The 4,007-nt window shown below is 66.2% G+C and carries 2 protein-coding genes; one reads left to right on the plus strand and one right to left on the minus strand.

The genetic code is table 11. The features are described from left to right. Positions 1-47 precede the first annotated feature (47 nt). Entirely contained in the window at positions 48-1,310 is a 1,263-nt protein-coding gene (locus GO615_RS27240) for a TonB-dependent receptor (RefSeq protein WP_246262502.1), read from the minus strand. Between the two features lie 363 nt (positions 1,311-1,673). On the opposite strand from GO615_RS27240, the gene GO615_RS27245 reads away from it, so the two are divergent. Beyond that, complete coding sequence (locus GO615_RS27245) at positions 1,674-3,776, plus strand: TonB-dependent receptor (protein WP_169132983.1); 2,103 nt, start codon at positions 1,674-1,676, stop codon at positions 3,774-3,776. Positions 3,777-4,007: the final 231 nt, after the last annotated feature.

The raw sequence follows: 4,007 nt of genomic DNA on the forward strand, positions 1-4,007 counted from the left end.
CATGCCATCCCGGCCATCGCCGCCGCGCCGGGCCGTCTTCAGTCGCGCTACGCGCTCCTTACGACGGCCCGGCGCAACGACCGGAAATGCAACCGGTGCTGCACAACAACACAATACAAGGGCGGGATCGCGCCGCCGGGGTTGTAGAGCGGCACGCGGTCGATGCCGATCCAGTTGTCGATGTCGAGTTCCTTGTCCTGCGTGCCGACTTCGAGGCCGTACAGCAGCGTGTGCTGCAGGCCGCCGAGCTTGAGCCGTTGCGTGAGCTCGAGCTGGTTGAACCAGCCGTCCTCGTCGCGCACGACATGGCCGTGGGTGCGGGCCATGCTGAGCTGGCCGCCGACAAGGGTGTAGGCGCTGCCGGAGCGGTACAGGGTGTTCTCGCGGTCGAGCTTGAAGTCGTAGTAGCGCAGCACGTTGCGCAGCGACCAGGTGTCGTTGAAGCGGTGCGAGAGCGTCGCCGTCGCGGTGTTCATCGTCGCGGCGGTCATGTCGTCGCGTTCGGCGTCGCCCGAGCCGTAATAGGTGTCGTGGTCGACGTCGAGCGGGCGGCCGTTGTTGTCGGGGATGCCGAAGTCGGTCGGGCGGCGGTCGCGGTTGTGCGCGAGCTGCAGCAGCAGGCGGGTGTTCTCGCCGAGCTTGAGGTCGACGGACGGGGCGATGGCCTCGCGCTTGAGGAAGGATTCGTCGCGGAAGCCGGTCGAGTCCTCGAACGCGCCGGTCAGGCGGAACGAATGACCGGCCTCGCTGAGCGCGCCCGCCGTGTCGAAGCTGATGCGCTTCTGGCCTTCGGTATCCAGCTGCACGGTGATTTCGCGGATGGTCTGCGTCGTCGGCAGCTTGCTCACGCGGTTGATGATGCCGCCCGAGGAGCCGCGGCCGTACAGCACGGCGGCGGGGCCTTTCAGGACTTCGATTCGGTCGGTGTTGGAGAGGTCGCGGTAGTACAGCGCGTCGTCGCGCACGCCGTCGAGGAAGGTGTCGCCGATGGCGGTGAAGCCGCGGATCGCGAACTGGTCGCGCTGGCCGTCGCCCATGTTGAGGGTCACGCCCGGGACGTTCTTCAATGCGTCGGCGAGCGAGCGCACGCCCTGGTCGGCGATCAGCTCGGGGCCGACGACGTTGACCGTCTGCGGTATGTCGCGTAGCGGCGCGGTGCCCTTGGTCGCGGAGGACGACACGAGCGGGTTGTAGGACGGGGCGGCAACGCCTTGCTCGGCGGTGACGGTGACGGCAGGCAGGGTGGCCTGGGCGGTGGCGAGGGCGGGCAGCGCAGCCGCGATCGCCACGGCAAGGGTGGTCGGACGCATGGGAACTCCATTGGAAACAGGTTTCTGGCTGGCGGTCCGGACCGAGGTGGCGGAGTGGCTGGCTGGGTATGTTGGCCCAAGTGTATTTCAGTATGTAAATACGAATCAATCGCAAATAAGAATCGTTGCGTTTACGCTACAGCGCAATGAGGCAATGTACGGCGATACATTGTGTTGCGAATGCTTATCATTTAGGATGCGAGCCGTTCTCAAATGCGACGCTTGCAAACCGGTGATCCCGGATCGGCCTGAGCCGTTCGGCCCGTGCCGCGCGCACCGAGTCCGTTCCGTACCGAAAATTCATTCACGGCGAGCCAGGCATCTCTCTACCCAGCCAGCCCGGGTCCATACAGGAGTAGAAAGATGTCGTTTCGTCCCCGGCTCAAGCCGGTCGTGTTTGCCATGCTTGCCGTCTGCGGCAACGCCTTTGCCGCCGATGCGGTGCTGTCACCGGTGCTCGTGCAGGACCAGGTCGAACGCGCCGACGGCCCGGTGCAGGGCTATCGTGCCACGCGCTCGGCCACCTTCACGAAGACCGATACGCCCTTGAAGGAGGTGCCGGCGTCGATCACCGTCGTCCCGGAAAACGTGATCGAGGACCAGGCGATGCGCAGCATCTCCGACGTGCTGCGCTACGTGCCGGGCACGACGGCGGCGCAGGGCGAGGGCAACCGCGACCAGATGGTGATCCGCGGCAACAACACGACCGCCGACTTCTTCGTCAACGGCATCCGCGACGACGCGCAGATCTTCCGCGACCTCTATAACGTCGAGCGTGTCGAGGTGCTGAAGGGCCCCGGCGGCATGACTTTCGGCCGCGGCGGCGCGGGCGGCATCGTCAATCGCGTGACCAAGCGCCCGGTGTTCGGCCATGTCGGCGAGGCCAGCGTGACGCTGGGCAGCTTCGACCAGCTGCGTGGCACCGTCGATGTCGGCGACAAGCTCGGCGACAAGGCAGCGTGGCGGATCAACGCGATGGCCGAGCGTGCCGACAGCTTCCGCGATGGCGTCGATGCGAAGCGCTATGCGTTCAACCCGACCATCACCTTCACGCCGGGCGGCGACACAGCGCTGACGCTGTCCTACGAGCGCCTGTACGACGAGCGCACCGCCGACCGCGGCATTCCCTCGCAGGGCGACCGCCCCTTCGACACGAAGCGCAGCACCTTCTTCGGCAATGCCGACCAGAGCAAGTCGCGCGCGATGGTCGATGCGCTGTCCGCCGTGCTGGAGCACGACTTCGGCGGCGTGCAGCTGAAGAACAGCCTGAGCGTCACGCAGTACGACAAGTTCTACCAGAACGTCTTCGCCGGCGGCGCGGTGAATGGCGCCGGCAACGTGCGCATCTCGGCCTACAACAGCTCCAACCTGCGCACCAACATCTTCAACCAGACCGACCTGACGACGAAGTTCTCGACCGGCAGCCTGAAGCACACGCTTCTCGCAGGCATCGAACTGGGCCATCAGGAAAGCGAGAACGAGCGCAACACCGGCTTCTTCGGCAGCGCGACGAGCGCGACCGTGTCGGCCGCGAATCCGGTTGCGACCGCGACGAGCTTCCGTTTCAACGGCACCGACGCGAACAACACGGTCAAGTCCGACACCGTCGCCGCCTACCTGCAGGACCAGATCGCGCTCACCGAGCAGTGGAAGGTGCTCGCCGGCCTGCGCTGGGACCAGTTCGGGGTGGATCTCGACGACAAGCGCACGACCACGGCCCGGAAGGACCTGTCGCGCACCGACACCGAGGTCAGCCCGCGCTTCGGCCTGATCTGGACGCCGACGCCGTCCCAGACCTACTACGCGAGCTACAGCTACGCCTTCCTGCCTTCGGGCGAACAGCTGAGCCTGGCCGCCAACACCGAGGACATGAAGCCGGAGAAGGCGATCAACCACGAGATCGGCGCGCGCTGGGATCTGAATCCCGACCTCACCCTGTCGGCGGCGGTGTTCCGCCTGACGCGCGAGGACATGAAGACCAGCGATCCAACCAATCCGGCGAGCGGCCGTCTGGTGCAGACCGGCGAGCAGCGTACCGAAGGCGTCGAAATCGGCCTGCAGGGCAAGATCACGCCGTGGTGGCAGGTGTTCGCGGGCTACGCGGATCTCGACTCGGAAATCACGGAGACGACCTCCAGCGCGCCGAAGGGCCGCAAGGTCGGTCTCGTGCCCGAGAAGATGGCTTCGCTGTGGAACCGCTTCGACCTCGGCCACGGCTGGGGCGTGGGCCTGGGCGTCGTGCATCAGGCGTCGAGCTACACGTCGTTCAGCAACACGGTGAAGCTGCCGGCCTTCACGCGCGTGGATGGCGCGCTGTACTACAGCTTCGCCGGTGGCAAGACGCGCGTCGCGCTCAATGTCGAGAACCTCGGCGACAAGGAGTACTTCCCGACCGCGCACAGTGACAACAACATCAGCCCGGGGGCGCCGCTCAACGCCAGGCTGACACTGACGCACGCGTTCTGATCGCGACTCCCTCCCCCTCGTAGGGCGGGAGCAGCGCAGCGTATCCCGCCACACGGCGGCCGGGCGGGATCCGGTGGCCGGAATGGCGGGATCCACTTCGTTCCTCCCGCCCTTGTATTGTGTTGTTGTGCAGCACCGGTTGCATTTCCGGTCGTTGCGCCGGGCCGTCGTAAGGAGCGCGTAGCGCGACTGAAGACGGCCCGGCGCGGCGGCGATGGCCGGGATGGCATG

Source organism: Aromatoleum evansii (assembly GCF_012910805.1).
Classification (GTDB): domain Bacteria; phylum Pseudomonadota; class Gammaproteobacteria; order Burkholderiales; family Rhodocyclaceae; genus Aromatoleum; species Aromatoleum evansii.

Coding starts and splice junctions, on each gene's coding strand:
- GO615_RS27240 (WP_246262502.1), bottom strand. CDS start 1,310: ATGCGTCCGACCACCCTTGCCGTGGCGATCGCGGCTGCGCTGCCCGCC.
- GO615_RS27245 (WP_169132983.1), top strand. CDS start 1,674: ATGTCGTTTCGTCCCCGGCTCAAGCCGGTCGTGTTTGCCATGCTTGCC.